Here is a 25,372-nt window from a genome sequence, read left to right as displayed (position 1 = left end):
CTTTCTATATTCGCACAACTAAATTTCAAGCCGTCATGGGTATAAGAAAGACAGCTATCATTGACATGGGGACCAATACATTTCATCTGTTATTGGTGCACTTGTCTGTGGACAATTTTGAAACAATTTTTAAGGAAAAGATACCCGTAAAAATTGGTCAAGGGGGAATAAGTCGAAACACTATCACACCTGATGCCCAAAAAAGGGCTATTCATACCCTTCAACATTTCAAAAATCTAATTGACGGGGAGGGTATCCAAGAAATATATGCCTTTGCTACCAGTGCTGTAAGAAATGCAGACAATGGTCAGGATTTTGTCCAAATAATAAAGGAGCTGATCGACATTGATGTGAAAGTAATCGACGGGGAGCAAGAAGCACATTTGATTTACGAAGGAATCCGATTCAGCGGCTCTCTCAACGGAGACACCAATCTGATGATGGATATCGGAGGAGGCTCTGTGGAATTCATCATTGGAAACGATCAAGAAGCTTTTTGGAAACAAAGTTTTGAAATTGGGGGGCAAAGAATGTTGGATCTGTTTCATTACCATGACCCAATTCTCCCGGAAGAAGTGGAAAAGCTCACCGATTTTTTGGGTGAAAAACTGATTGATCTGGTTTATGCCATTTCAAAATTCAAACCCACGGGTTTTGTAGGTGCATCTGGCACATTCGATACACTTTCGGATATGTATTACGCTGCGCTTCACCAATCAAAAACGAACCGTGAGAACGTCTTTCAGTTGCCAAAGGAAGAGTTTGAAATCATCGCAGAAAAACTCCTTACGCTAAACAAAGAAGCCCGCCTTAAAATACCCGGGATGATTCCCATGCGTGTGGACATGATCGTAGTGGCAAGCTGTCTGATCACGTACATACTGAGATTTGTCCCTGTAGAAACTTTGATTTGCTCCAATTATGCCTTGAAAGAAGGTGTTATTGCCCAGCTGATCAAAAAACACTCCCTTTGGGAAAATACTATCCTAAAGGAAAACCAATAAAAGACCGGGAAAAATCCGGTTTTCATCCATTGACTTTAATCATAGAATGAAATTCTCTTTCGAACAATTATTCAAATTCACCAAAAGCATTTTCATAAAAATCGGCTGCCCCGAAGAAGAAGCAGAAACAGCTGCAAAGGTATTGCTCTCTGCAGACCTTCGCGGCGTGGATTCCCATGGAGTGGCGCGTCTTTCCGGCTATGTCAGGTTGTGGGAAGCCAATAGAATCAATGCCACACCTTCCATCAAAATCATACACGAAACCCCAAGCACTGCTGTGGTCGACGGTGACGGCGGATTGGGCCTGGTCGTTGCCCCTTTTGCCATGCAGGTGGCCATTGACAAAGCAAAAATAGCAGGGACAGGATGGGTCTCGGTAAAAAACTCCAACCATTATGGCATTGCCGGCCAGCATGCCATGATGGCATTGGAACATGACATGATCGGGATTTCCATGACGAATGCCAGCCCTCTGGTCAGCCCTACGTTTTCGACGGAGAGATTGCTCGGTACCAACCCCATAGCAGTGGCGATTCCGGCAAAATCCCAACCTCCATTCGTCGCTGACTTTGCCTCCACCACTGCCGCCAATGGCAAACTGGAAATATTGAAAAGAAAAAGTGAAGAAGCGCCTCTTGGCTGGATCCAGGATAAAAACGGAAATCCTACCACCAGTCCGGATGGTGTAAAGGATGGGGGGGCATTGTTGCCCCTTGGCGGAGATCGGGAACATGGTTCGCACAAAGGGTATGCATTGGGTGCCATAGTGGACATATTCTCGGCAGTACTCTCCGGCGCGAATTATGGGCCTTGGGTTCCTCCTTTTGTAGCTTTTCTTCAGCCTGACCCCAACCCTGTAGGTGAAGGTCTTGGTCATTTTTTTGGTGCCATGCGCATAGATGCTTTTAGGCCAGCCGATGAATTCAAATCCAATATGGACATCTGGATCAATCGCTTCAGAAAAGCAGAGACCATTTCCGGCCAGGAAAAAGTCCTGATCCCTGGTGATCCTGAAAGGGAATTGGAAGCGGAAAGGAGATCGATTGGCATTCCTTTGTTGAAACCCGTTGAGGAGGATTTAAGGGCTTTGGGAGAAAAATTCGGAGTGGAGTTTTAGCAAAAAAACAATCAAAATTTTCACGGAGTCAAGGGCCAATGAATACAGTAGGATTCATTGGCTCTTGACTTTAGTAGCTTTATTTTTTATCCCCCCCCTTTATCAAGGGGGAAATATAAAAACGTTTTTACGCATAAAACCTTTGCAATATCCCATTTCTTTCAACCACCCATCAAATCCGATTTGTTTGGTTTTGACCTTTTTGTAAATTGAATGGTGTAATCTCAAATCCATGCCTAAATTAACCCAAAAACCTATGAATTCCACATCCCTGAATCGTCGTCAATTTTTGAAAGGAAGTTCCGCCGCCACACTTGTCTTGGCCAGTATGGGCATGATGAGCATGGATTTCATCAAGACGGAAAAGCCCCTTCGCGTAGCCTTAATTGGCACAGGCTGGTACGGCAAAAGCGACTTGTTTCGACTGATACAAATTTCAGATGTTGAAGTGGAAGCGCTTTGCGACGTAGACAGCAATCTTTTGAAGGAAGCCGGAGAAATGGTCTCAAAACGACAAAAATCAGGAAAAACGCCAAAGCTTTATAAGGATTACAGAGAATTGCTCGCCAATCACAAATTGGATATTGTGGTTATCGGGACACCCGATCATTGGCATGCGTTACAAGCCATCGCCGCCATCCAATCTGGAGCGCATGTGTATCTTCAAAAGCCAATATCTGTTGATGTCATTGAAGGAGAAGCGGTAGTCGCTGCTGCAAGAAAATACAATAAAAAAGTACAGGTGGGTGTTCAGCGAAGAAGCACCCCCCATTTGATAGAAACCAAAAAGAATGTGATCGAAGGAGGAATGCTGGGCAAAATCTCACATGTGGAAATATGCTGTTATTATCACATGAAGGCCAATGGAAATCCCCCTGAGCAACCTGTACCGGATTTTTTGGATTATGAGCTCTGGACAGGTCCGGCACCATTGCGGCCATACGATGGAATCCCGCATACCCGCTGGTGGAGAACTTTTATGGAATATGGAAATGGCATCATGGGAGATATGTGCGTGCACATGTTTGACTGTGTCCGCTGGATGCTGGACCTGGGTTGGCCGAACAAAATCAGCTCCACTGGCGGAATTTATGTCCAAAAAGAAGGGAAATCCAATATTTCAGATACCCAAACCGCCCTTTTTGAATACAATGAAATGAATGTGGTATGGCAACACAGAAGCTGGGGCAATCCTGTAGATCCTGACTATCCTTGGGCATTCAAGATTTTTGGCGAAAAAGGGATGCTGGCAGGAAGTCCGATGCGTGCAGATTTCACGCCTTACGGAGATGGGGAAAAGATCCACTGGGATGCTCTGTATGAAAAAGAAGAATATCCCGAAGATTTGAAAGAGGACCGAATTGAACTCCAAGCTGCTCCTGCGACCAGAAGGCAATTTCAAAACCTAATCCAGTCCATGGAATCCGGAGAAAAGCCTGTAGCAGATATCTTGGAAGGTCATATTTCATCCGCTTCTTGTATTCTCGCCAATATTTCCATGGAACTGGGGAGGCCACTGATCTATGACCCCGTGAAAATGGAAATTCCCGGTGATCCGGAAGCAACCGCTTTGTTGCGAAGGCCTTATAGAAGCCCTTGGATACATCCAGAACCCAATAAAGTATGATCATAAATGCAGGAAGCAGCCCATATCAAGGGCTGCTTTTTTTTAGATTGAATTCCCTACCTTATGTTCGTACACATTAATATTTTTTAACCCTTGACATCCACTACGAACTCAATCCAAGGACGTATCTACCTGATAATCAATATATTGTTTATTTTTTCTAACTTCATCCTAATGTTGTCAGAAATTAGTCTCCCAATAGTCTGATTTTCTTGCAGTTTCAGAACCCCTAAAAAGTCTATTGAATATTTCGGGTTAAACAGCATCTCCTGCTGTAGCATTTATGCATTTTGATACGTTATGGTACCATAAGGTTATTACATAAAAAAATGATCCACGCCAAATTCAACCAAACAATGAAGCCATTGCAAAAAATGATGCGCGCCAAAACCTGGAAGTTCTTTTCCTTGCTTTTTGTATTGGGAATTTCCACCCTCTTGACCGCTTGCCTGAATGATGATGATGACAATCCACTTCCTCCCGCTGCTTATGTATCCTTTTACCATGGTTCTCCAGATGCACCTGGATTGGATATTTTCGTTGATGGCAGAAAAATCAACAACAATCCCTTGAATTACAATGAAACATTACCCTATCAACCATTTTTTCTAGGAAAAAGGAATTTCAGGTTCACTCCCCCAAATGCAGTAAACAGTTTATTGGATTCTGAAATCACATTCGAAGCGGATAAAACTTATTCCATTTTCATCTCTGATTTGTCGAGCAACCTGAAAACATTGGTTTTGGAGGATGATTGGGAAACCCCCACCGCAAACAATGCAAAAATCAGATTTGTCCACCTTTCTCCCGATGCCGCGGATATTGAGGTCGAGATTTCTGGAACAGCAGGACCTTTTGGAGATACATCGGATTTCTTAAACGCGAGTGATTTTGTGAATTTCGAAAAAGGTATTCTGGACATCACCGTCAAATCAAAAATTACCAATGAAATATTGGTAAGTGCCAATGATGTGGAAATCAAGGGAAAAAGAGTTTATACCCTGGTTCTTCGAGGACAAAAAAGCCAGGCAAGTGGTGACAAACAACTCAGTCTCCAACTGCTCACCAATTTCATTCAATTCTAGGGGATCTTGTTGTCCCTGAAAAAATCAAACCCCAGAAGACTGCTTGGTTTTTTGGGGTTTATTTTTTTATCCAAATAAATCGGAGCTCAAATATCGGTCTCCCCTGTCACAGGTAATACATACAATCAAGCCCGACTCCAGCTCTTCTGCTATTTTTAGCGCAGCGAACAAAGCTCCACCACTGCTCATACCAGCAAGAATTCCTTCTTCTTTCGCCATTCTTCTGGTCATCATGGTAGCCTCGAGCTCACTGACGTCTACGATTCTATCCACTCTTGTCGGGTCAAAAATCTTTGGCAAAAACTCGGGCGACCATCTTCTGATTCCTGGGATATTTGACCCATTGGTGGGCTGGGTTCCCACAATTTGGATATCGGGATTTTGTTCTTTCAGGAATTTTGAGACCCCCATAATGGTACCGGTAGTACCCATCGCCGAAATAAAATGTGTGATTTTCCCTGCCGTATCTTTCCATATTTCCGGCCCTGTAGTCGAATAATGTGCCAGATAATTGTCAGGGTTGGAAAATTGGTTAAGCATAAAATACCCTTCATTTTCGGCCATCTCTTCGGCCAATTCCCGGGAATATTCAATGGTTTTCGCTGCTGGGGTCAGAATGACCTTGGCACCATAAGCCTCCATCGAAATCACTCTCTCTTTGGTAGAATTATCAGGCATGATCAAGGTCATTTTCACGCCCAATATATTTGCCACCATAGCCAAAGCGATGCCTGTGTTTCCGCTGGTTGCCTCAACCAACTGATCTCCTTTTTTCACATCTCCTCTTTCAAGGGCTTTACTGATCATGTTGTAGGCTGCACGGTCTTTTACGCTGCCCGCTGGATTTTGTCCTTCAAGTTTGCAAAAAATAGAGACTTTGGGCTTGACTGGGATTTGGATCAACTCCACCAATGGCGTGTTGCCTATGAGTTCAAATAATTTCATTTCCGGTTTTTAAAATGTACATATCCGTTGAATCCGTTCCATCCACATACATTTTGGTTTGGTAATAGATCTTGCTGTTTGGGGGAATGCTCTTGGTCAGCCATACATTTCCACCCACAACAGATCCTTTTCCAATAATGGTTTCCCCCCCAAGAATGGTAGCCCCTGCATAGATCACAACATTATCTTCTATCGTGGGATGTCTTTTTTTATCAGCATCTTCTTTGTTTACACTGAGCGCTCCAAGGGTGACACCTTGGTAAATTTTAACGTGATTGCCAATGCGCGTAGTTTCCCCGATCACCACACCCGTCCCATGATCGATACAAAAGTGGTTTCCTATATTGGCACCAGGATGAATGTCAATGCCCGTCCTGCCATGGGCAAATTCCGTGATCATTCTTGGGATCATGAAGATTCCGGCTTTGAAAAGGAGATTGGCTATTCTGTAAGCTGCTATGGAATAAAAGCCCGGGTAACTCCTGAGTATTTCAGTGCGTGATTTTGCCGCCGGATCTCCTGCAAACATCGCATCCACATCCTGATGGATCAAATCATAAACCTGACCAAGATCGTAAAAAAAGGTTTCTGCCAATTTTTGTCCCTCTCCTCTGTGAAGATGAGGGTTATTGGTCAAGATAGTTGAAAATCTGTCTTTAAGGTCCTCCAATCTGGACTCAATTTGCGTTTTTTCATGCAAAATTTCCACAGCATATTCTGGGAAAAGCACTCCCAGAAGTTCCTCGAAAAAATCATGAATCAATTTGGGAGATGGACATTTTGAACATTCCTGATGAGATTTGAAAATTTTATCGACAAGGGTTTTCATGATTACAAATAAAGGGGAAATTACAACACAAAACCCACCCTTATGACATAAGGTTCATTGTATGGAGATCTTTGGTTATCGTAAAGAAGATTGTAGAGGAAGGTGAAATTTGCACCACCTCTATTCCCAAAAGGGGCAAAATATCCCGCCCCTACAAATAAAGAAGGGACCCACTGCCTTTCAAAAACCTCCGTCCTATTATTGTAAAGATCAAAATTCAGGGCTTCATATTCCGTATGGGCAAAAATATTGGGAAAAACATTGTATCTCAAAAAAGTCCTTCCACCATAAAGATTACTATCCCCCCCTGGAAATCTTTTATTATTGAAGTATTGGTAGGTCATGCCCACCCCTCCTGAGAATTTTTCAGTGAGCATTATTCCCACCAGTGGAGAAACATCAATAAAGGTAATGGTCCCGAATTGTGCGGCAAAATTTCCGCCATAGTACAACCTGTCCTTTATCGGAGGCTTCATTTCTGGGTCATATTCTCTTTGAGAGAATCCTTCACTGATCCCAAACAAAAAAAACATTCCTACAAATACAATATTTAAAAATCCTTTATTCTTTGACAATGACATACAAATCTTCGGTTTTCCTTTTCATCAAATACCTTTCTCGTGCAAATTTCTCCAAAAGATCATTGTTACTCATCAGCTCCTCTCTGTCCGCTTTGATGACTTCCTTTTTATCTTGGTAGAATTCTTTCTGCTTTTTCAACTCGCTCAATTTTGACCCCAATCTAAACTGACTGACAAAGTCATTGGAATCAATAAATAGCATCCACAATATGAACAGTAGCGTAAAAACAAAATAAAAGTTCTTGGAGTATTTTAAAAACTTGCCCATGGGATTGGTAGATAATTTAAACAAATATAGAAAATTGAAATGAGATCGCGCAAAACAAGACAGTTTTTGGAGGATCTGATAACCCTACCTTTATAACGCCCTTTCCCCTACCATCCTCATTTAGCTCATTTTATCTAAATTTCAAACGAAATCATTCTGGTTTTATTTATATTCATCTCAAAATAAACCAAGAAATATGAATACAAATCTACGCCGATTAGGGGCATGGTTCATCTGCATGGGATTTGGCATGGGCATTCCCACCCTAAATGCCCAACAGATCAAACCATCCACCTCCAAGGCACTTCAGGAAGCCGTCAAAAAACATCAAGAATTAAATCTGGAAACACCTTTCTCCCAATTCCCAGTAAGAAATGTGGGACCTACCAATACCAGTGGTAGAATCGTGGACATTGAGGTCAGTCAGGATTTTAAAACCTACTATATCGCCGCCGCCTCGGGTGGAGTTTGGAAAACGGAAGACAACGGTCAATCCTTCCTTCCTATTTTTGACCATCAAGGTGCGCTTGGCATCGGTGACATGGCGCTTTCGCCTTCCGACAACAGTATTCTATGGGTGGGGACGGGAGAAAACAATTCCAGCAGATCCACCTATGCAGGTTCTGGGGTGTATAAATCCACAGATGCCGGCAAAAATTGGGAATTTATGGGCCTTCCCTTTTCCCAGCATATTGGACAAATCCAGATCCATCCCAGTAATCCGGATATCGTTTGGGTCGGATCCATGGGCTCATTGTATTCCAAAAACGACGAAAGAGGACTTTACAAAACCACCGATGGCGGAAAATCCTGGAAAAAAACATTGTCCATCGACGACAATACCGGGATCATTGATATCAAAATTGATCCTTCGAATCCCGACGTCATGTTGGCTTCCTCATGGGAACGCATGCGCCACTCCCATGATTTTATAGGCAATGGAAAAGGGTCTGCCATCTGGCGTTCGGTAGATGGTGGAGACACTTGGAAAAAAGCGGTGGACGGATTCCCCCAGGATGAATTCGTGGGTAGAATCGGTTTTGATTTCAGCCTTTCCAACCCAAAAATAGTGTATGCTTTGCACGATTATCAAAAAGCCAAAGAGAGTCAGGAAGGACCAAGAGCCCCCGCCGAAAAAACGGACGACCTCACCTTGGAGAGCTTTTTGACGATTTCAAATTCGGAAATAGAGAACCTTGAGGATGAAAAACTGAATAAATTTTTGCGAAGCAACCGATTCGCGACAAAGTATAATGCATCGGAAATAAAAAGACTGGTGCGCCAGGGCAAAATAACCCCGGCGCAGATCGCAAACTATAATGGTGAGCTAAAGGATGCCAACTCAATATTGTTGAGCAGCTCAGTGATCGGGGCTGAGGTTTATCGGTCTGAAGATTCTGGTATCTCTTGGAAAAAAGTCAACCAACCTGGGCTGGACCGTGTGTACAATTCGTATGGCTACTATTTTGGAGAAGTCCGAGTAAGTACTGAGGATGAAAATGAATTGTTTATTTTGGGTGTACCATTGCTTGTATCAAGGGATGGGGGCCAATCATTTGCCAATACGGATTCGATTGGGAACGTGCATTCCGATCATCAGTCCATGTGGATCAATCCAAAAGATGCAAAGCATATCCTTCTGGGAACAGATGGCGGTCTTTACAGTACTTTTGGAGGAGGTGCAAGATGGGACCATCTCAACAAACAGTTGACCATCAGCCAGTTTTATTCTGTGATGGTGGATGAAGCCAGTCCATACAACATTTATGGGGGCATGCAGGACAATGGCGTTTGGTACGGGAAATCGACAGATAAGCCTGAAGTTCCATGGAAATCCCTAATGGGCGGAGATGGAATGGTGGTAGCCGTGGATACCAGGACAAATGATATCGTTTACACGGGTTTTCAATTTGGTAATTATTTCAGAATCAATACTTCTACCAATGAACGTAAATCAGTAACCCCATCACATGACATCGGAAACAAACCAAATCGATGGAATTGGAGAACGCCCGCAACGCTGAGCAAGCACAATCAGGACATCTTGTATATGGGCTCGCAGTACGTGTACAGAAGCCTTGACCGTGGAGACACTTGGGAAACCATTTCACCTGACCTGACCAAAAACCAGAAAAGCGGTAATGTCCCCTTTGCTACACTCACTGTCTTGGAAGAATCGCCATTACAGTATGGGGTAATGTACGCTGGCTCAGACGATGGCAATCTGTGGATCACCAAAGACCATGGAATTACTTGGACCGATATTGCAAAAGGATTGCCTCAAAATCGTTGGGTGAGCAGTGTGACGCCATCCTCGCATGAAGAGGGTTTGGTTTATGTGACTTTGACAGGATACAGGTTTGATGAGTTCACTGCCTTTGTATATCAGAGTAGGGATTATGGAAAAACATGGACGTCCATCTCCGCAAGCTTGCCTGCAGAAGGTGCCAATATCATCAAGGAGGATCTTAAGGACCCAAACATCCTCTATTTGGGTACCGACCATGGCCTTTATATTTCCTTGGATGGTGGCGTAAATTTCTCTTTGGTTCAAGGAACTATGCCAAACGTTTCCATTTATGACATGGTCATTCAGGAGAAAGAAAATCATCTGGTGGTGGCTACTCACGGAAGAAGCGTTTATGTGATGGACCTTTCACATTTCCATAAAATCGGGAAAAACACAAAGGAAATTCTCTCCTTGGAGATCCCTGAAATCCGGTTGAATCCGAGATGGTCAAATCCAGGTTATTCAGGCCCCAAACCTGTACAAGGCATTCTGTATTATGTAAAAAATGCAGGAACTGTCCAATTTGTGATCAAAAATGACAAACAGGAAACCGTTAAGTCTTGGAGCCAATCGGCCATAAAAGGAATCAACAAGACCGAGTGGGATTTGAAACTTGACAAAGAATTGATTCCAAAAGGTAAATACACACTGAATATTTCGAATTATGGAGGCTCCGAGGAAAGCCTATTTGAAGTGAAGTAAAAATCAACACCATAAAAAAACCAGACCTTTAATTTCCCAGGTCTGGTTTTTTTTATGTTTTAACTTTTTTAGAAAAGCCTAAAACCAGCGGACAAAACAATTTGGTTTTGCCTTTGGTCGGTTTCAAAACCTGCTACGCTCTTGGAGTTTTTACCCAAGGAACTCTCGTATTTCAAATCCAGTATCAAATTGCCAATATCCAAGCCTACCCCAGCTTGATATCCAATGGTTGCATTTCTATAATCCACATCCTGAGCCACCTGAACGGCGTCCTCTATTTTGTAATCCAATAAAATACTTGCAATGGGGCCTGCTTGCAACCTGAAAAAATTCGCGACCTTAAATCCCAGCATCATGGGGATATCCAATCTATTGAAACTCGCATCAATATTGCGCTCTTCTCCAGCGTCATTTTTTTGAATTATTTGCCCCCCTGTGTTGGTGTAGAGAAATTCAGGTTGGATAAAGAACGAACTGCCACCCATCCTGACAAAAGCTCCAACGTGATATCCAAGTTTACTGTCTCCTGATGAATATCCTTCCCCATTCACGGCAATATTCCCTTGGGAAACTCCCACTTTGGGACCAATTGAAAAATCCTGAGCCATTGCGGATCCCATCATGCCCAAAAACGAAACTACTAGAAAATATTTTTTCACAAACCTGATTTTTTTCCCATTTAGAAAAGTAAATCTCCCCATTTTGGCAAGACAATAACACACTAACCAAACGACGGAAAATATAATTTCGTTTGGCTATGAGGGCTTTAATTTAGTGATTTATTTAAAAACCCTTTTGCAATGTCAAATAATTCATGAAAATCCATCGGTTTGGGTAAAAGCCGATCAAATGAAATTAAGCTCGATTTCCTGAAATAATCAATGTCCCCTGCCGTAAACCCAATAATCGGGATGTTGCTGACGGATTTATTCAATTTGATTTCAGCCAAAAGCTGAATGCCATCCATCTCTGGCATCATGATATCGGTTATGACAAGCTTAAACCCTGGCACACGCAACAATATCTCCATGGCTTCAAGTCCGTTTTTAGCGGTGAAAACCATATTGTTATCTTTCTCAAACAACTTTTGAAGTATCAATCTATTGATAGCATCATCGTCGACAACCAGTATTTTCATTAGATCTCCCTTTAAAACGCATTTGAATGTACGAATATCTAAATTTTATATTTAAAAAGCATATTTTTATATGTAAATAAAAAAAGAGACGATAAATCGTCTCTTTTTTTATTTACATATAACTCAAACAATTGATTTGATCATCCTCCTTCTTGTGGTTTTCCAAATACACCCAGCAAATCCATCAAAACAAGGGCAATAACGATAGGGCAAACCCATTTAATAAAGAATATCCATGTGGTCCTCAAAGCCCCTTTAAATACAGGTGATCCAAGGCTCAATTCATCTGCAAAATCCCCGATTTTCTTGGCCCAACCCGTATATAAGGCCAGCATCAAACAAATCACAACAACTGCAAATGTCCCAAACACAAAATCCATTATACTAAAGAAGCCTTTTTGGGGATCCCCCAAAAATGTCATCTCGAGATCCTGAAAATAATTTCCCTCAATCGAAGAAAGTGCAGACGGTATAGAAAGCGCAAACGCACCCAAACCGATGGTCCAAGCTGCCTTTTTCCTACTCCATTTTTTCTCATCAATCAGGAAGGATACCGGTACCTCCAACATGGAAATACTTGAAGTCAATGCTGCCACCAACAACAAAACAAAGAATAGCGCACCAATGAGGTTACCACCAGGCATGGCATCAAATACCAATGGAAGGACTTCAAAAACCAAAGCCGGTCCACCAGCAGGATCTTTCCCTGGCAGCAAGGCAAACAAGGCGGGGAAAACCATCAAGCCGCCCAACAAGGCAACTGAGGTATCCATCCCTGCTATCCAACCGGAAGAGGCTACGATATTGCCGCTTTTGGGTAGATAAGAACCGAATGTGATCATCAAACCCCAACCGACAGACATCGAGAAAAAAGCCTGACCTAAAGCTTGTAAAATTACTTTTGCATTGATTTTGGAAAAGTCAGGGTATAAATAATATTCAATACCTGCACTAGCACCTTCAAGCGTAACCGCTCTTCCTGCTATGAAAATAATGATGATGAACAAAACAGGCATCAAAAATTTAGCTGCTTTTTCAATCCCTCCAGAAATACCTCCCAATACCACCCCGATGGTCATCAAGATAAATAAAAGACATAGGGGAATGACATACATTGGTGTTTGTTGAAAATCCTCGAAATCAATAGGGATATTGATCAATTCCGTGAAAATATAACCAATCGTCCAGCCTGCAATGACTGAATAATAACTCAAAACACAGAAACAAACCAAAATACAAAGTACTCCGGCAAGTTGCCAAAATCGATTTCCTCCTGTTGCCCTGATGGCACCTACGGGATTTTTTCTCGAGATTCTTCCCAGAGCGATTTCATTAAGCAATAGTGGCAGTCCAATCAACAACACACAAAGGGCATAAACAAAAACGAAGGCTCCACCACCGTTTTCTCCGGTCAAGTAAGGAAACCTCCAAATATTACCCAATCCAACAGCCGAACCAGCTGCTGCCATAATAAAACCTAAGCTTGAGCCCCACTGGCCCCTACCTTCAGTATTTGAACTTACTGCCATACTTTACCGATTTGTTGATTTTATAAGAAATTTAAAATTTTAAGAATTGGCTAATTTAAGTGGTTTTGCTAAAATAGCAACTCCATACATATAACTTTTCAAAGTTTGTTCAGGCGAATAATACACGCCAAGATCTTTAAAACACGTTTTTTTTTGAGTACTAACATGCGGATTCAACCAACAATTCTGAAATAATCGAAATCAAACGTTAAAACTATTTGTATTCATTGCCGAATTCTTTGGTGATTTTGACTTTGGACATCTTTTCAACACTCACTTTCATATAGACAGGATTGATGGGCTTGTCCCGGTCTCCCGTTCTTTCCGCTGCTATTTTATCAATCACATCAATGCCCTTGATCACTTTCCCAAATACAGTGTACTCACCATCCAAGTGTGGAGTACCACCTATTGTAGTATAGGCTTTGATTTGCTCGGCGGTAAGCGGTTTTTCCAGTGAAATGCTATAGAAAGCTTCCAGGTCATCTTTCTTTCCGAGCATCAGTTGATTCAAGGCCTCGAACTCCCTTAATTCATAAAGCCTGATATACTCACTTTTCAAATCCAACTGGCTTTCCAATTGGATGTATTTATTGAAAGCATCCTGAAGCAATTTCATATCTGTTACCAACTCTGCCTTCTCGTACACTTTTCCCTGAATAATGTAGAATTGTGACCCGTTGGATTTGCGCTCTGGATTAATATTGTCACCCTGCCTTGCGGCTGCGATCATCCCTTTGCTGTGAAACAATCCAGGCTTGATTTCCGCAGGAATCGTGGGCCATTCGTTCGCCGGCAATTTCTCTTTCCCAAAAACATCTCCTCCCTGAAGCATAAAGGATTGGATCACGCGGTGAAATTCCGTAGAGTCAAATCTTCCCGCTGCTGCCAAGTCGATGAAACTTTGTTTGTGTAATGGCGTTTCGTCAAAAAATACCGCATACATGTCTCCATGTCTCGTCTCTATTTTGACCAAATAGTCCTTTTCTGAGGCACAACCAAAAAGCAAAAGGCCCAGAAGGCCCAAAGCAAAAGTCAAATTCAATTTCCTTTTCATTTTTTCAAAGTGGTTTTGATCTCCTTCAAAATTCTTTCACCTCCGGATTGGAGTACTTTTTCTGCCAAGAGTTTCCCCAACTCCTCGGCTTGATTGTTTTCCCCCTCCACTTCATGGATGATCCTTTCGGTCCCATCCAAGCTCACAATTCCACCTCTAAGTCTCAGGACTCCATTCTCAACAACTGCCAAAGCAAATACAGGAATACTGCAGCCGCCTTCCAACACCTTCAAATAACTCCTCTCGGCGACCAATCGATATCCTGTTTCCGCATGATGCGTTGCAGCGATTATCTCCGCCCTGATTTTTGGATCAAGATTCACAGCCGCCTCGATCCCGACACTGCCCTGACCAACGGCGGGAGTAAATTCATCCAAGGAAAGCTCATGTCGGATTAGGGGATCAAAACCCATGCGGTGCGCACCAGCATACGCCAGCAAAAGACCATCGCATAGTCCTGCTTCCATCTTTGCTATCCGCGTCTGAAGATTTCCCCTTACCTCCACCGTTTGGATATGGGGATAATAATGCTTGAGGGTGGCAACTCTCCTTGTGGAAGAGGTCCCCAGAACCAAAGGGATACTTGGGTTTTTATAATCAATCCCTTCTCTGTGGCTGAGGATAATATCATTGACTTTCTCCCTTTCGGTAAAAGCAATCAACTCAAATTCCTCAGGAAGGGAGGATTGCATGTCCTTGGCGCTGTGCACCGCAATGTCGATATCACCTGAGGCCAATTGAACCTCAAGCTCTTCGGTAAAAACCCCCTTGCTTCCGATTTTGGCAATGGAAACGTCAAGGATTTGGTCCCCCTTGGTGTCGATAGTGATGATTTCTGAGGCCAATCCTTTTGCTTTGAGCAAATTTGCCACATGATAGGCTTGCCAAAGGGCCAATTTACTTCCTCTTGTTCCTATTTTGATAGGTTGCATTATTCTTTGATTTTTCTTTTGACGGTTTTTCTAAGAACCGAATCCTCTATGAATTTGATGATTTCTCCGGCGACATCAATCCCAGTAGCCTTCTCAATGCCTTCCAGTCCAGGCGAACTGTTGACTTCTAGGATCAAAGGACCTCTGGCGGATTGTAACATGTCCACGCCGGCAATATCGAGCCCTAGGACTTTGGCCGCATCAAGCGCTGCTTTTTTCTCTAATCTTGAAAGTTTGATTACCGTCGCTTTTCCGCCACGGTGAAGATTGGATCGGAATTCACCTTCAGCCCCTTGTCTTTTCATGGCGCCTACTACTTTTCCATTGACCACAAAGGCCCTGATGTCGGCACCTTTGGCTTCCTTGATAAATTCCTGAACGATAATTCTGGCTTTTAAACCATGAAAGGCTTCGATTACTGATTGCCCGGCTTTTTTGGTTTCTGCCAAAACCACTCCCAGTCCCTGAGTTCCTTCCAGAAGTTTGATGATCAATGGAGCGCCACCGACATGTTCAATCAGCGTTTTTTCTCCGCCTTTGGAAAAATTGGTGAAAGCAGTCTTTGGCATGCCTAATCCTTCTTTGGAAAGGATCTGAAGACTCCTGAGTTTATCTCTACTTCTGACGATAGCCTGGGATTCCACGGCCGAAAACACCCCCATCAACTCAAACTGCCTAACCACTGCGGTACCATAAAAGGTAACGGAAGCGCCAATCCTCGGGATAATCGCATCTACACCCAGCAATTTCTCACCTTTATAAATAATTGAAGGGCCTTCCTGCTCAATGATGATGTCACAAAGTGCATGGTTTACGATCAATGATTCATGACCTGCGGCATGAATCGCTTCGATCAACCTTTTGGTTGAATACAGGTGGGAATTCATGGACAATATAGCTATTCTCATTTCTGTGATTTTTTGGACAAATTGACTTGTTGTACGTCTACTAAAAATCTTCCGTAAAATAATTTTCTACCGAGGAGTATGGCATTCCTCATTTTTGACCGATCCGTGAGGGTGAATTCAGCTTCAAATTCCTCTCCAAACATGACGACCTTCGTGGACACTTTGTACCTAATTTCAGACTGCCCGAAGGAATTCTTCACCTTCTTTTGCGTATAGTCTTCCGTTTGGAGAAGTTGACCATTGTACTTTTTGTCATTCGGAGAAAGGACCTTAAAGAAAAGGATCTTTTTGCCATCAATGGTTTTTTCTTCCGCATATTCACAATGGATGGAGCTGGTGTATGCTCCAGTATCTACTTTTCCCGTCACCATCTTAAGCCCCCAATCGGGAAAGGAAATTCGTTCTCTTCTTCCTATTGTTCTTTTTTCCATCAGGAACCTGATTTGATTTTCATAATATTATACAGTCTGAAGGACAATTCAGCAAACAGTATCTTTGCATTTGCATTCCTTTCCAAATGGTAATGTGCTTCGTTCAAGGCCTCATATATTTTGGACATCTTGATTTCATCCAATACATTCACCCCCAATTTTTCTATAAAATCCCTGTCTTCTGAAGCACTACGCATCAAACTGTCCAATTGGGCTTTTTTCAGCAAGACTTCCCGGATCACATTGAGCCCACTTAACAAATAAGCCTTTTGGGATTCTTTATCTGAAGCGGAAAATATTTCGGCGTGCTTGAAAATCTCGTTTATTTTCAATGAAAAACAAAGCCTGAACCAATCCCGCACAAATGAAGTGTTTTCATCCCGCACTTCATCCACAAGGCGGTAGGCTTCCCTCATATTCCCATCAGCCAACTGCGTGACTTGGTCGGCACCTTCCTTGGAACAAAGACCTTCAGTCAACAGATGGTCCCTGACTTCATCATCACTGAATCCCCGCACCATTATTTTTTGGGTTCGAGACAGGATGGTGGTCAACAATTGCTCAGGCTGTGTGGTCACCAACAAAAACAAGGTTTTCTGCGGTGGTTCTTCCAACACTTTGAGCAATGAATTGGCAGCGGAAGGGTGGAGATATTCCGGTGCCCAGATCAACATGATTTTATATCCGCCCTCAAAGGATTTCAAGGAAATTGTTTTGATGATCTGACGTGCGGCTCCCTTTGAGATATTGAGCTGCTTTTTTTCGATGTCGTTGTGGTGAATCCAATCCGACACGTTTCCATAGGGACTTTCCAAGGCGAATTTCCTAAAAGAACCCACAAAATCGGTTTTCTTCTCCTTTTCTTTGTCCTCTTCCCCACTTTCTTTTCCCTCGCCGGGCATGGGGAAGACAAAATTCATGTCTGGATGAATCAGTTTCGCCATTTTTTGGCAAGCTGGACAGATTCCACAAGCATCATTTTCTCCTGGCTGTGCACAATGCAGGTATGTTGAAAGTGCCAAAGCCATTTTCAGGTTGGGAGAACCTTCCTGACCATGGAACAAAAGGGCATGTGCTAGATGGTTGTCTTTGACTGCTTGGATGATTTTTTCCTTGGTTTCTTCCAGGCCGGGAATGGATGAAAATAACATAACTTTCTATTGTACTTCTTTGTCCCAAATACGGTAATGCTTGGTCAATTCAAAAACTTTTTGAAGGATTTCTTTTTCTGTCTCATCGTAGGCCAGGCCTCTTCTCTTCATCACGGCGGTAGCTACCTCATCAAATTTTTTCAATTGGAATGTGGTAAAACCCGAGGCACCTCCCCAGGAAAAGGAAGGGATGAAATTCCTTGGATATCCATCGCCAAAAACATTAGCGCCTACGCCTGTGACCGTTCCGGTGTTGAACATCGTGTTGATCCCACACTTGGAATGATCGCCCATCATCAATCCACAAAATTGAAGTCCGGTATTTGAAAAACCTCCCCGGGTATAATCCCAAAGTTTTACCGCGGCATAATTGTTCTTGAGATTGGAGGTGTTGGTATCTGCTCCGAGATTGCACCATTCGCCCAACACAGAATTCCCCATAAAGCCATCATGACCTTTGTTGCTATACCCAAAAAGGACAGAATTGGAAACTTCCCCACCAATCTTGGAATGGGGCCCCACAGTAGTATCCCCTCTCATTTTTGCCCCCATATTCACCGTTGACCCCTCACAAAGCGCAAAAGGGCCTCGGATGATGGCTCCTTCTTGGATTTCGGTGTTCTTTCCGATATAAATCGGTCCAGCCTCAGCGTTGAGCACCGCTGCCTTTATATTGGCTCCTTTTTCTATGAAGATTTGACTGGCGTTATAGACAATGGTGTGTGGATCCATAATGGGTTCTGATGCTCTTCCTTTGGTGATGAGGTCAAAATCCTTCCTGATTTCACTGCCATTGAATTGAAAGATGTTCCAGCTTTTTTGGATGATCGTGATCGAACCGGTCATCATGATCAATTCCGTTTCCTTGGAATCATCCGTGTGAAAATCGATTGGATTATCGGAAAAAATTGCCAAAAGTGTCTGGTTGTACCAAAGTGACTGATTTGGCTTAAGCGTTTGGATCGTTTTCCACAAATCGGCATCGGGGCAAACTGCTCCGTTGACCAGAAGTGCGGGTTTGTTTTCAAACTGAAATTTCTTGCTGAGGTATTTTTGGGTATGAAAACCCGGCGTCAAACCGGAATACATCCCCCATTTCTCACTGATTTTCATAATCCCAACCCTGATATCAGCGATGGGTCTGGTAAAAGTAAAGGGCAAAAGAGAACCCCTGATCGCGGGGTCATCAAACAGAATCAGATTGTCCATGGCACAAAAATAAAAAAGTCTCCCGGAAAACAACTTTTCGGGAGACTTAACTTTAAGAAGTAAATTTTGACTACTCCTTTTTTGCGTATCTTCTGTTGAACTTCTCAACTCTACCTGCAGTATCCAACAACATTTTCTTGCCAGTATAGAAAGGGTGAGAGTTAGAGCTAACCTCTATTTTGTAAAGTGGATATTCTTTACCATCTTCCATCTCGATTTTTTCAGTCGTTTCGATGGTAGATTTAGTGATAAACTTATATTCACTGGAAGTGTCATAAAAAACCACTTCTCTGTAGTTAGGATGAATGTCTTTTTTCATTGTATTGCTATTTATCTTTTGATCGCTTTTTCCAAATGAGGCACAAAGTTATCTTTTTTTTGAAAAGCATCCAAACCTCTGCTGGTAATAATTTTAAGTTTATTGTTTCATCAAATTTAACCTCGGGTGGAAAAAGAGCTTTTCAATAAAAAATACGGACCAAAATCAAGTGCCAATCCTCCTCTTTTTTAAGGACGATAAAAGCGATTCGGATACAAAATTCAAGTTCATTCTCCTTCAATCTCAGCCAAATTCTTTATCAAGGCTACAATCTTCACTTTTATAATTTCTTTTCTATCCTCATGCCAAAATAAAGGACAATAACTTTCCCGTCAAAAAATTCTTCCGAAACACAATTAAAACATTCCCGATTTTTAATAACCCAATGGATCTTTTGTCTACCCCTAAATTCTTTAATCGTCGGTCAAATACTGACAAATGGAAGTTTCTTCCAAATCCCGTTACTTTTTTTAGCTTTACAACATTCTTGCTGGACATCATATGAAAAAAAATCTACTTCTCGCTTTCGCTCTGTTCTTGCTTTTTGAAGTACAATCTTTTGCACAAGGCGCCTATGCTCCCTTTGACAGGGATTATTACCACTTGATAGAGCGGTACGAAATTCGGCAGGGGACGATGAATCCAAGTTTTCATACAGGGTTCAAACCGTATCGGAGGGACCAAATCGCAGCGTTTTTGGATTCACTCAGTACTTCCTCAAAATTGACATCGAGATCGGACAGACAAAATCTTTCCTATTTGGGAAATGACAATTGGGAGTTTTTGAACGATGAGCCCGAAGATTCAAAAACCCCGATCCTAAAAACCTTCTACAGAAAACCAGCTGATTTTTTCCATTACAAAGACTCAATCTTTGACATTCATGTCAACCCAGTCCTTTATCTATCCGGCGGCATCGAACAGGGTTTTGAGGATGCTAGGTTTAGGAATACCAGGGGAATAGAACTTCGTGGATCCGTAGACAACAAAGTAGCTTTTTACACCTATCTCACCACTACCCAGACCCTTCACCCATCTTGGGTCGGCCAATACGCCAGAAACAATGGAGCGGTGCCCGGCGAAGGTTTTTGGAAAGAATATGGCGCCCAAGGTTTTGGATATTTTTCCGCTAGGGGACATATCAGCTTTAACATCACCAAACATATAGAAGCTCAATTGGGCCATGACCGGAATTTTGTCGGTGAAGGCTATCGCTCGATGATCCTTTCGGATTTTTCAAACCCTTACCTATTTTTGAAACTGAACACCAAAATCTGGAAATTCAATTTTACGAATGTCTTTTCCCAAATGACCGCAGATGTGCGCTACAACAGAGGAAGGCCAACGGATGGCAGATATCCCCAAAAATGGTTTTCGCATCACCGATTGGGAATCAATCTCGGCAAGAAACTCAACATCGGGATATTTGAGTCCGTCATGGCCAATGAATTTGACTGGAATTACTTGAACCCGGTCATTTTTTATCGATGGATTGAGCATCAGTTGGGGACGCCAGATAAGGTCATGCTTGGATTTGACTCCAAGTGGAATTTTTCTCCCGGCATGCAGCTGTATGGCCAATTTGCCTTGGATGAATTTGTGTTCGGTGAATTTTTCGGCATTGACGGAAAAAATTCCCTTCGAAACAAACACAGCATTCAAGCAGGCTTCAAGTACATCGATGCTTTTAAAATCCACAATCTTGACCTGCAACTCGAATACAACCAGGCAAGACCCTACACCTATCAAGAAAAATTTGAGCACCAGTCCTTTACCAATTATAGGACTCCGCTGACGCATCCCTTGGGTGCTAATTTTAGGGAGGCGATTGCCATCCTGAGATATCAACCCATTCCAAGGTTGTACCTGAATGCCACCGGCATCTATCAATTTTTTGGGACGGATCCAAATAATGAGACGAATTTTGGGGGAAATGTTCTCAAAAACAGGTTGGTCACCAATACAGGTATTGGTTTATTCGGAAATGTCATCGGCCAGGGAATCGAAAACAAAATCATGATGGGAACGCTAAACGCCAGTTATATGGTCAAACAGAATGTTTTTGTGGACTTGAGTCATTCATACAGGAGGCAAACCGCACAAAATTTGGATGCCGCTAGGATATCCAATGTCAGCCAATTGTCTTTAAGAATGAATATTTCAAGACAGGATTTCAATTATTGAGCAAAAGAACAAACTATAAAAAATGTTTAACTTGCCGGATTATTCCAAAGACCCCACATGAAGACCTATCTTAGGATTTTGGCATACGCCAAACCATACGGAAGATTTTTCCCTGTTTACATTGTCTACACGCTTCTTGCCATCATTTTTGGCTTGCTGAACTTCACCCTGCTCAAACCACTTTTCGATGTGATCTTTGAACAGTCCGGACCGGTGACGATGGACAAATATCTGGAAAAACCAGATTTCGCCCTCTCCATCGGCTACATGCTGGATCTCTTCAATTACTACTTTGTGCAGATTGCCACCGATTTCGGGAAATTCGGGACTTTGGTTTATGTCTGCATCATCATTGTGATTTCCGTATTTCTCGCCAACCTTTTTACCTACCTATCTGGTTTGGTTTTGGCAAAAGTAAGAGCGGAGGTCATCAAAAAAATGAGACTGAACATTTTTGACCAAGTCAGCCAGATGCACATTGGGTATTTCTCGAATGAGAGAAAGGGTGATCTCATATCCAAGATGACCAATGACATCCAGGAGGTGGAAAACAGCATTGTGCAATCCCTCAGGGTGGTTTTCAGGGAGCCTGTCACCATTATTCTCTATTTTTCAGTTTTGTTTTTCATGTCACCCAAACTGACACTTTTCACCATCCTGATCATCCCCATTTCGGGGGCCATCATCGGAGGGATCACCAAGCGCTTGAAAAAGACTGCTGTCCAAAGCCAGGAATCTTTGGGAAGGATCGTCAATATCCTTGACGAAACCATTGGGGGAATGCGTGTGATCAAAGCCTTTGGGGCACGGAAATTTATCGTGGACAAATTTGACAAAGAGACCGATTTTTATTCCGACGTGAATATTTCGATGGCCAGGAAAAACGAATTGGCCTCCCCCATTTCTCAATTCCTCGGCGTATCGGTTGTCGCAGGAATCTTGGTTTATGGCGGGAATTTGGTTTTGAACAACAACTCAGATCTGAGCGCCAGTGATTTTATTACCTACATCATCATTTTCACCCAAGTACTCAATCCTGCGAAAGAAATCTCAAGGGCAGCGAGCAGCATTCAGCGGGGCTTGGCTTCTGCGGATAGGATTTTTAAGATCATTGATACTGAAAGTGAAATTCAAAACAAGTCCAATCCGATTTTGACCAAAGAATTCAAAAATGCCATCGAATTCAATCAGGTCAGCTTTCGATATGAAAAAGACGAGGTTCTCAAGAATATCGATTTTAGACTGGAAAAAGGAAAAACCATTGCGCTCGTGGGGACTTCAGGAGGCGGGAAGTCAACCATTTCCGATCTTTTGCCAAGGTTTTATGATCCAACATCTGGGAAAGTGACTCTGGATGGAGTGGACCTGCGGGAGATTGAGCTTTCGCATTTACGACAGCTCATGGGCGTAGTTACCCAAGAATCCATTTTATTCAACGATACCGTTTTTGACAATATCGCTTTTGGCTTGGAGGGGGTTTCTGAAGAAAAAGTTATTGAAGCCGCCAAAATCGCCAATGCGCATGAATTCATCGTTCAGATGGAAAATGGTTACCAGACTTTCATCGGTGAAAGGGGTTCAAAACTTTCAGGTGGACAAAGACAGCGGTTAAGTATTGCAAGGGCGGTTTTGAAAAACCCCCCAATCCTGATCCTGGACGAAGCAACTTCAGCGTTGGATTCAGAATCCGAAAAATTGGTACAGGAAGCCCTGACCAAATTGATGGCCAATAGAACCACTCTGGTCATTGCCCACCGATTGAGCACCATACAACATGCCGACGAGATTTTGGTGATCCACCAAGGGGAAATAGTCCAAAGGGGCAAACATCTTGAACTGATGATGGAAGAAGGACTTTATAAGAAACTTTCCACAATGCAGTCTGTTTAGTATATTCGGGTATTAATTCTTAAAATCTAAATTACCATGAAAAAATTCAATAGCATTCTTCAACTCCTGGTTGCGCTCTTTTTCGCAATATCTCTTGTTTTTTTTCTATCCTTTGATACCCTGAAGGGTTTGTTTGGTTTGGAAGATTTGACCCCCGGAACTGTTGTGACCCTCCTATTGATAGGACTTGTCCTTTTTTTAATCACTTGGGGAACAACTTCTTTGGTGAACAAAAATTACGAAAGTCAAATTTCAAAAATCGAATTGGAAAAGAAAGAGTTGAAAGCCAAGCTTTATGACTTGGAGCAGGCGCACAAACCTTTGGTTCCAGAAAGAAAACCATTCCAGCCTGAAGAGGAGAAAGAAAGTTCGGTGATCAGACCACGCCAGAATTTCAAGGAATAAAAACTAAGAAAATTTTATTATATCAGTATATTAGGAAATCTTTTGGATTTCCTTTTTTTGTTAAAATCATCTAGGATATGGTAGCGAAGACTTTTGGCAGTGCAGTTTCGGGAGTAAATGCAAAGTTGATTACAATTGAGGTCAATGTGGGACAAGGCACCAGTTTTTTCATGGTAGGACTGCCCGACAGCGCAGTCAAAGAAAGCCAACAGAGAGTTGAGTCAGCGCTAAAATATTTCGGGTACCGAATGCCGAGGCAGAAAGTCGTGATTAACCTTGCCCCTGCTGATATTCGGAAGGAAGGCTCCTCCTATGACCTGCCCATTGGCTTGGGAATCTTAAAAGCTTCCGAACAGGTCTCTTTTCCGGAATTGGAAGAATACGTGATCATGGGAGAACTTTCCCTCGATGGCAAACTCCGGCCCGTCAAAGGAGTACTTCCAATCGCCATAGAAGCAAGAAAACAAGGATTTAAAGGATTCATCTTGCCCCAAGAAAATGCTTTGGAGGCCTCCATTGTAAATAACCTGGATATTATCGGTGTGGAATCCTTGGAAGAAGCCATCGGGTTTTTAGAAGGCCAGATTGACATCAAGCCCACGGTCACCGATACCCGTGATATTTTTTACAATTCATTGGACCATTATGAATTTGACTTCACCGATGTCCAGGGCCAAGAAAACATCAAAAGGGCGATGGAAATCGCTGCCACAGGAGGACACAATGTCATCATGATCGGTCCTCCAGGGGCGGGCAAGACCATGCTGGCCAAGCGACTTCCATCCATCCTCCCACCGTTATCCCTTCAGGAAGCATTGGAAACCACCAAAATCCATTCCGTGGCAGGCAAGTTGAGCGGCAATTCTTCCCTGATCGCCCAAAGACCTTTCCGATCTCCGCATCATACCATTAGTGATGTGGCGCTGGTCGGAGGAGGAGGTAACCCGCAACCAGGAGAAATTTCCCTTTCGCACAACGGGGTTCTTTTTCTTGACGAACTACCGGAATTCAAAAGGGCTGTTTTGGAGGTTTTGAGGCAACCTTTGGAGGAGCGCAAAGTCACCATTTCACGGGCAAAAATCTCAGTGGATTTTCCTGCCAACTTCATGTTGATCGCCAGCATGAATCCCTGCCCTTGTGGCTACTACAACCATCCAGACAAGGAATGTGTCTGTGGCCCGGGAATTGTCCAGCGGTACCTAAACAAAGTAAGTGGACCCTTATTGGACAGAATTGATCTCCATGTGGAAGTCACCCCAGTCAAGTTCGAAGAAATGACTTCCACCAGAAAAACTGAATCCAGCAAATCCATCCGGGAACGCGTGATCAAAGGGAGAGATTTGCAAGTGGAAAGGTTTAAGGATTCTCCCGAAGTGTTTTGCAATGCCATGATGCCATCGCATATGGTGAAAGAAATTTGTCAAATTAGTCCAGCTGGAAAAATACTGCTGAAGACTGCTATGGAGCGTTTGGGCCTTTCCGCCAGGGCCTACGACAGGATTCTGAAAGTGGCCAGAACCATTGCGGATCTTGCCTTGAGTGATGAAATCAAGGTAGAACATCTTGCTGAAGCCATTCAATACCGAAGTCTAGACAGAGAAGGATGGGCTGGATAAATAAAAAAAATTGAAACAATAAAAGATAATTTTTTTTCGTTAAAATCATATAAAAAACAGATTAATTCAAGATTTTGGTGTAAAAAGTTGTCTGTCATCCCAGGATTAAAAAATTCAATTAACTAAAAGAAAAAAGGCTGTGTCAAACACAGCCT

The 25,372-nt window shown here is 42.7% G+C and carries 23 protein-coding genes; 9 read left to right on the top strand and 14 right to left on the bottom strand.

Translation table 11 applies throughout. From position 1 onward, the window contains the following. The first annotated feature begins 35 nt into the window (after positions 1–35). The 4 genes from F824_RS0109185 to F824_RS0109165 all read left to right on the top strand — a co-directional run bounded on the left by F824_RS0109185 (position 36) and on the right by F824_RS0109165 (position 4,833). Positions 36–1,004 (top strand): Ppx/GppA phosphatase family protein, encoded by a 969-nt coding sequence (locus tag F824_RS0109185; protein WP_019597590.1) that lies wholly within the window; start codon positions 36–38, stop codon positions 1,002–1,004. 46 nt (positions 1,005–1,050) lie between these two features. Then, the gene (locus tag F824_RS0109180) at positions 1,051–2,121 is read left to right on the top strand and encodes an Ldh family oxidoreductase (protein WP_019597589.1); all 1,071 of its coding nucleotides are present in this window, start codon (positions 1,051–1,053) and stop codon (positions 2,119–2,121) included. 256 nt (positions 2,122–2,377) lie between these two features. Beyond that, positions 2,378–3,748 (top strand): Gfo/Idh/MocA family protein, encoded by a 1,371-nt coding sequence (locus F824_RS0109170; protein ID WP_026333603.1) that lies wholly within the window; start codon positions 2,378–2,380, stop codon positions 3,746–3,748. A 356-nt stretch (positions 3,749–4,104) separates the two neighbouring features. Beyond that, positions 4,105–4,833, top strand: coding sequence for a DUF4397 domain-containing protein (locus F824_RS0109165; protein ID WP_161629723.1), 729 nt, complete (start codon positions 4,105–4,107; stop codon positions 4,831–4,833). Positions 4,834–4,899: 66 nt separating this feature from the next. Here F824_RS0109165 and cysM read toward each other — a convergent pair whose 3' ends face one another. From cysM to F824_RS0109145, 4 genes are read right to left on the bottom strand one after another with little or no spacing between them, the layout of a single operon-like run. Continuing rightward, complete coding sequence (cysM, locus tag F824_RS0109160) at positions 4,900–5,778, bottom strand: cysteine synthase CysM (protein WP_019597584.1); 879 nt, start codon at positions 5,776–5,778, stop codon at positions 4,900–4,902. Further along, a complete protein-coding gene (gene epsC, locus F824_RS0109155; protein WP_019597583.1) occupies positions 5,765–6,607 on the bottom strand; it encodes a serine O-acetyltransferase EpsC in 843 nt (280 codons plus the stop codon). Before epsC ends, cysM begins: the two co-directional genes overlap by 14 nt. 20 nt (positions 6,608–6,627) lie before the next feature. Further along, complete coding sequence (locus tag F824_RS0109150; RefSeq protein ID WP_019597582.1) at positions 6,628–7,188, bottom strand: hypothetical protein; 561 nt, start codon at positions 7,186–7,188, stop codon at positions 6,628–6,630. Continuing rightward, positions 7,169–7,456 (bottom strand): FtsB family cell division protein, encoded by a 288-nt coding sequence (locus tag F824_RS0109145; RefSeq protein WP_019597581.1) that lies wholly within the window; start codon positions 7,454–7,456, stop codon positions 7,169–7,171. Before F824_RS0109145 ends, F824_RS0109150 begins: the two co-directional genes overlap by 20 nt. 196 nt (positions 7,457–7,652) lie before the next feature. Here F824_RS0109145 and F824_RS0109140 point away from each other — a divergent pair, with 196 nt between their 5' ends. Continuing rightward, a complete protein-coding gene (locus tag F824_RS0109140; RefSeq protein WP_026333602.1) occupies positions 7,653–10,448 on the top strand; it encodes a WD40/YVTN/BNR-like repeat-containing protein in 2,796 nt (931 codons plus the stop codon). Positions 10,449–10,516: 68 nt separating this feature from the next. Here the strand turns inward: F824_RS0109140 and F824_RS0109135 are convergent, their stop codons facing one another. From F824_RS0109135 to F824_RS0109090, 10 genes are all read right to left on the bottom strand, one after another. Beyond that, entirely contained in the window at positions 10,517–11,107 is a 591-nt protein-coding gene (locus tag F824_RS0109135; protein WP_031326972.1) for a porin family protein, read from the bottom strand. A gap of 107 nt (positions 11,108–11,214) precedes the next feature. Next, positions 11,215–11,586 (bottom strand): response regulator, encoded by a 372-nt coding sequence (locus F824_RS0109130; protein ID WP_019597578.1) that lies wholly within the window; start codon positions 11,584–11,586, stop codon positions 11,215–11,217. A 140-nt stretch (positions 11,587–11,726) separates the two neighbouring features. Continuing rightward, positions 11,727–13,115 carry a sodium-dependent transporter gene (locus tag F824_RS0109125; RefSeq protein WP_019597577.1) on the bottom strand — a complete coding sequence of 463 codons (1,389 nt, stop codon included), beginning with the start codon at positions 13,113–13,115 and terminating at the stop codon, positions 11,727–11,729. Positions 13,116–13,329: 214 nt separating this feature from the next. After that, the gene (locus F824_RS0109120; protein WP_019597576.1) at positions 13,330–14,172 is read right to left on the bottom strand and encodes a peptidylprolyl isomerase; all 843 of its coding nucleotides are present in this window, start codon (positions 14,170–14,172) and stop codon (positions 13,330–13,332) included. Further along, complete coding sequence (hemC, locus tag F824_RS0109115; RefSeq protein ID WP_019597575.1) at positions 14,169–15,104, bottom strand: hydroxymethylbilane synthase; 936 nt, start codon at positions 15,102–15,104, stop codon at positions 14,169–14,171. Before hemC ends, F824_RS0109120 begins: the two co-directional genes overlap by 4 nt. Beyond that, positions 15,104–16,012, bottom strand: a complete 909-nt coding sequence (rimK, locus tag F824_RS0109110) for a 30S ribosomal protein S6--L-glutamate ligase (protein ID WP_019597574.1) — start codon at positions 16,010–16,012, stop codon at positions 15,104–15,106. Before rimK ends, hemC begins: the two co-directional genes overlap by 1 nt. Next, positions 16,009–16,443 carry an ATP-dependent zinc protease family protein gene (locus F824_RS0109105; protein ID WP_019597573.1) on the bottom strand — a complete coding sequence of 145 codons (435 nt, stop codon included), beginning with the start codon at positions 16,441–16,443 and terminating at the stop codon, positions 16,009–16,011. The genes rimK and F824_RS0109105 overlap by 4 nt, the downstream gene beginning before the upstream one ends. Then, positions 16,443–17,594 carry a DNA polymerase III subunit gene (locus F824_RS0109100; RefSeq protein ID WP_019597572.1) on the bottom strand — a complete coding sequence of 384 codons (1,152 nt, stop codon included), beginning with the start codon at positions 17,592–17,594 and terminating at the stop codon, positions 16,443–16,445. The genes F824_RS0109105 and F824_RS0109100 overlap by 1 nt, the downstream gene beginning before the upstream one ends. A gap of 6 nt (positions 17,595–17,600) precedes the next feature. Beyond that, entirely contained in the window at positions 17,601–18,803 is a 1,203-nt protein-coding gene (locus F824_RS0109095) for a GlmU family protein (RefSeq protein ID WP_026333600.1), read from the bottom strand. A gap of 70 nt (positions 18,804–18,873) precedes the next feature. After that, positions 18,874–19,122, bottom strand: coding sequence for a type B 50S ribosomal protein L31 (locus F824_RS0109090; RefSeq protein ID WP_019597570.1), 249 nt, complete (start codon positions 19,120–19,122; stop codon positions 18,874–18,876). 501 nt (positions 19,123–19,623) lie between these two features. Here F824_RS0109090 and F824_RS0109070 point away from each other — a divergent pair. The 4 genes from F824_RS0109070 (at position 19,624) to F824_RS0109055 (ending at position 25,217) form a co-directional block, all read left to right on the top strand. Then, positions 19,624–21,306: a hypothetical protein gene (locus tag F824_RS0109070; RefSeq protein ID WP_019597566.1), complete on the top strand. Its 1,683-nt coding sequence runs from the start codon at positions 19,624–19,626 to the stop codon at positions 21,304–21,306. A 57-nt stretch (positions 21,307–21,363) separates the two neighbouring features. Then, on the top strand, positions 21,364–23,196 hold the full coding sequence (locus F824_RS0109065; protein ID WP_019597565.1) for an ABC transporter ATP-binding protein: 1,833 nt from the start codon (positions 21,364–21,366) through the stop codon (positions 23,194–23,196). Positions 23,197–23,232: 36 nt separating this feature from the next. After that, positions 23,233–23,601 (top strand): hypothetical protein, encoded by a 369-nt coding sequence (locus F824_RS0109060; RefSeq protein WP_019597564.1) that lies wholly within the window; start codon positions 23,233–23,235, stop codon positions 23,599–23,601. A gap of 77 nt (positions 23,602–23,678) precedes the next feature. Beyond that, positions 23,679–25,217, top strand: coding sequence for a YifB family Mg chelatase-like AAA ATPase (locus F824_RS0109055; RefSeq protein ID WP_019597563.1), 1,539 nt, complete (start codon positions 23,679–23,681; stop codon positions 25,215–25,217). The last annotated feature ends 155 nt before the right edge of the window (positions 25,218–25,372 follow it).

The sequence above is a fragment of the Rhodonellum psychrophilum GCM71 = DSM 17998 genome (assembly GCF_000381545.1).
Lineage (GTDB): Bacteria > Bacteroidota > Bacteroidia > Cytophagales > Cyclobacteriaceae > Rhodonellum > Rhodonellum psychrophilum.
Note: the sequence above shows the minus strand (reverse complement) of the source record. Positions and strands in the feature narration are given on the sequence as shown.

Coding starts and splice junctions, on each gene's coding strand:
- F824_RS0109185 (WP_019597590.1), top strand. CDS start 36: ATGGGTATAAGAAAGACAGCTATCATTGACATGGGGACCAATACATTT.
- F824_RS0109180 (WP_019597589.1), top strand. CDS start 1,051: ATGAAATTCTCTTTCGAACAATTATTCAAATTCACCAAAAGCATTTTC.
- F824_RS0109170 (WP_026333603.1), top strand. CDS start 2,378: ATGAATTCCACATCCCTGAATCGTCGTCAATTTTTGAAAGGAAGTTCC.
- F824_RS0109165 (WP_161629723.1), top strand. CDS start 4,105: ATGAAGCCATTGCAAAAAATGATGCGCGCCAAAACCTGGAAGTTCTTT.
- cysM (WP_019597584.1), bottom strand. CDS start 5,778: ATGAAATTATTTGAACTCATAGGCAACACGCCATTGGTGGAGTTGATC.
- epsC (WP_019597583.1), bottom strand. CDS start 6,607: ATGAAAACCCTTGTCGATAAAATTTTCAAATCTCATCAGGAATGTTCA.
- F824_RS0109150 (WP_019597582.1), bottom strand. CDS start 7,188: ATGTCATTGTCAAAGAATAAAGGATTTTTAAATATTGTATTTGTAGGA.
- F824_RS0109145 (WP_019597581.1), bottom strand. CDS start 7,456: ATGGGCAAGTTTTTAAAATACTCCAAGAACTTTTATTTTGTTTTTACG.
- F824_RS0109140 (WP_026333602.1), top strand. CDS start 7,653: ATGAATACAAATCTACGCCGATTAGGGGCATGGTTCATCTGCATGGGA.
- F824_RS0109130 (WP_019597578.1), bottom strand. CDS start 11,586: ATGAAAATACTGGTTGTCGACGATGATGCTATCAATAGATTGATACTT.
- F824_RS0109125 (WP_019597577.1), bottom strand. CDS start 13,115: ATGGCAGTAAGTTCAAATACTGAAGGTAGGGGCCAGTGGGGCTCAAGC.
- F824_RS0109120 (WP_019597576.1), bottom strand. CDS start 14,172: ATGAAAAGGAAATTGAATTTGACTTTTGCTTTGGGCCTTCTGGGCCTT.
- hemC (WP_019597575.1), bottom strand. CDS start 15,104: ATGCAACCTATCAAAATAGGAACAAGAGGAAGTAAATTGGCCCTTTGG.
- rimK (WP_019597574.1), bottom strand. CDS start 16,012: ATGAGAATAGCTATATTGTCCATGAATTCCCACCTGTATTCAACCAAA.
- F824_RS0109105 (WP_019597573.1), bottom strand. CDS start 16,443: ATGGAAAAAAGAACAATAGGAAGAAGAGAACGAATTTCCTTTCCCGAT.
- F824_RS0109100 (WP_019597572.1), bottom strand. CDS start 17,594: ATGTTATTTTCATCCATTCCCGGCCTGGAAGAAACCAAGGAAAAAATC.
- F824_RS0109095 (WP_026333600.1), bottom strand. CDS start 18,803: ATGGACAATCTGATTCTGTTTGATGACCCCGCGATCAGGGGTTCTCTT.
- F824_RS0109090 (WP_019597570.1), bottom strand. CDS start 19,122: ATGAAAAAAGACATTCATCCTAACTACAGAGAAGTGGTTTTTTATGAC.
- F824_RS0109070 (WP_019597566.1), top strand. CDS start 19,624: ATGAAAAAAAATCTACTTCTCGCTTTCGCTCTGTTCTTGCTTTTTGAA.
- F824_RS0109065 (WP_019597565.1), top strand. CDS start 21,364: ATGAAGACCTATCTTAGGATTTTGGCATACGCCAAACCATACGGAAGA.
- F824_RS0109060 (WP_019597564.1), top strand. CDS start 23,233: ATGAAAAAATTCAATAGCATTCTTCAACTCCTGGTTGCGCTCTTTTTC.
- F824_RS0109055 (WP_019597563.1), top strand. CDS start 23,679: ATGGTAGCGAAGACTTTTGGCAGTGCAGTTTCGGGAGTAAATGCAAAG.